This is a genomic window from Romboutsia sp. 13368 (assembly GCF_018336475.1).
Classification (GTDB): Bacteria; Bacillota; Clostridia; order Peptostreptococcales; family Peptostreptococcaceae; genus Romboutsia.
In genome coordinates, this window is sequence record NZ_CP048741.1 from 404,068 (window position 1) to 404,361 (window position 294).

The window sequence follows — 294 nt, forward strand, 5'->3', positions numbered from 1 at the left end:
AAAAAACACCTACGGGGGGAATAGGTGTTTAAAATGAGGGGGAAATTTCTTTATATCCGATCGCTAAAATATTTACAGGAGTTTTAAAATTTTGTCTGTTAAGAGAAACTAATATTAAGTTTCTCTTAATATAACATATGTATTTCTTGACGGAATGTTACGCATTTTTTAGAAAAATATAGTTTATTGACAATATTTATCTAAATTTATCAAATTATAAAGAATTTATACATAAACTTTTGTTATATTTTATTAGCCATTAATCATAATGAATAAGTTATATTTCGAATACAA